The sequence below is a fragment of the Arthrobacter sp. Y3223164 genome (genome assembly GCF_059091005.1).
The window spans coordinates 1-1807 of the sequence record NZ_JBNHGF010000483.1 but is presented as its reverse complement, the minus strand read 5'-3'; the positions used below and the strand labels follow the sequence as shown (position 1 = coordinate 1807).

Sequence of the window (1807 nt, the reverse complement as noted above, 5' to 3'; positions counted from 1 at the left end):
CCCCGCCGAAGCCCACCAGCACGCCGGCCGCGCCGGTGCGCATCAGGTGCAGCGCCGGGGTGTAGCCGGCGGCGCCGCCGACGATCACCGGCGTGTCCAGCTCGTAGATGAACTGCTTGAGGTTCAGCGGTTCCTGCGTCTTGGAGACGTGTTCGGCGGAGACGGTGGTGCCGCGGATCACGAAGATGTCCACGCCGGCGGCGACCACGGTCTTGTAGAACTCCTGGGTGCGCTGCGGCGTCAGCGAGCCGGCCACGGTCACCCCGGCTTCCCGGATTTCGGCCAGCCGGGAGGTGATCAGTTCCGGCTGCACGGGGGCGGAGTAGAGCTCCTGCATCCGCTTGGTCGCGGCCGGGCTGAAGTTCTCCGTGCCCAGCGCGGCGATCTCGTCCAGCACCGGCAGCGGATCCTCGTACCGGGTCCACAGGCCCTCGAGATTGAGGACGCCCAGGCCGCCGAGCTTGCCCAGCGCGATGGCGGTGGCCGGCGACATGACCGAGTCCATCGGCGCGGCGATGACCGGCGCGTCGAACGTGTAGGCGTCGATCTGCCAGCTGACCGAGACATCCTTGGGATCGCGCGTCCGGCGCGAGGGGACGATCGCCACGTCATCGAGGGAGTAGGCTCGGCGCCCACGCTTGCCACGGCCAATTTCAATCTCGTAAGTCACGGCTCTAGGTTATCCCACCACTGGAACGCTTCACCTTGGAACGGGCAGGGAGAGGACTTTCGCCGGCGCCTGGCGGACAGGGCGGACCCCTCGTGACGGCTGCACGGCTCTCCTCTTCGGACTGCTGGCGTCGTCCCGGCGCAGGCGGTACGCTCGACCTGCCGCACGGCCGGCAAGCGCACCGCAGGCCCTCTCTCTTGACGGTTGCCGCGGGCCGGCCGCAGGCAGCCGGAGCGGGAAGTGGTCAGTCATGGGAGGAAGATTCCGGCGGTCCGTCGGGCGCATGCGACCGTTCGCGAGCGGCTTGGCGGCCACCCTGTGTTTTGGCATCGCCGGGCTGGTCTGGTCCATGCCCTCCCTTCATGCGCGCCGGTTGCGGAGAGCCGCATCGTGCACCGTTTGCGCTTCCCACCAGCGGGTGCGCGGCACCGCCCTCTTTGTGGTGGCGGCCCTCCTGGTCGCCGGAGCCGGAGCCCGCGTCCAGGAGGCGCTCTCCCCGCAGATCGTTTGCCACAGCCATATCACTGCCGACGGGCAGATCAAGCCCGAGCCGCGCCTGCAGATTTCACCGCCGGCCCCGTGGCGCATCACCCGCAATTTTCTGGTCGCCCCCATCAGCGGCGTCGGGGTCCTGACCGGGCGCAGCCTTGATATGGAAGCGTGCTCGGGACCGTCGCTGTTGGTCATGTTCTGGCCCCCGCCGCGCACCAGCGGCGGCGGAACAATGCTCGGAGACGTGTTCGTTGCGTGGATGCCGCCCGTGGACCCGGCCGGTGCACTGAGCGTCAACGGATATGGCATTGCCGATGAAGGCCAGTATGTCCGCTACGGCCCGAACATCTCCCAGACCCGGACCGGGGACGAGGCCCTCGCCCTCCACGAGTCGCGGCATGTTGACCAGTGGGCCGTAGCCAATCTGCTCGCCGGCCCGTTCGCATTTCCGGCGGCGTACATCATCGACGGGGCACTGTTCCCCTCCTCGCGCAACCACTTCGAGCGGGCCGCCGGATTGGCCGATGGGGCGTATCCGCCCGCGCCGGACAACTGGCCGGCGCCGCGCTGGCCTGACACCGCGGCCCTCGTGCTCATCGCGCTCCTGATCTTCCGACGCCGGCTCCGTTGGCTCACCCGCGTCGC

2 protein-coding genes are annotated in these 1807 nt (G+C 69.4%); one reads left to right on the top strand and one right to left on the bottom strand.

What is annotated here, in order from left to right:
* Positions 1 to 670: IMP dehydrogenase (locus AC5RUJ_RS15645; protein WP_494156174.1), on the bottom strand; the 670-nt coding region annotated here is incomplete at its 3' end.
* Positions 671 to 1088: 418 nt separating this feature from the next.
* On the opposite strand from AC5RUJ_RS15645, the gene AC5RUJ_RS15640 reads away from it, so the two are divergent.
* The coding region (locus AC5RUJ_RS15640; protein ID WP_494156173.1) for a hypothetical protein at positions 1089 to 1807 on the top strand (719 nt) is incomplete at its 3' end.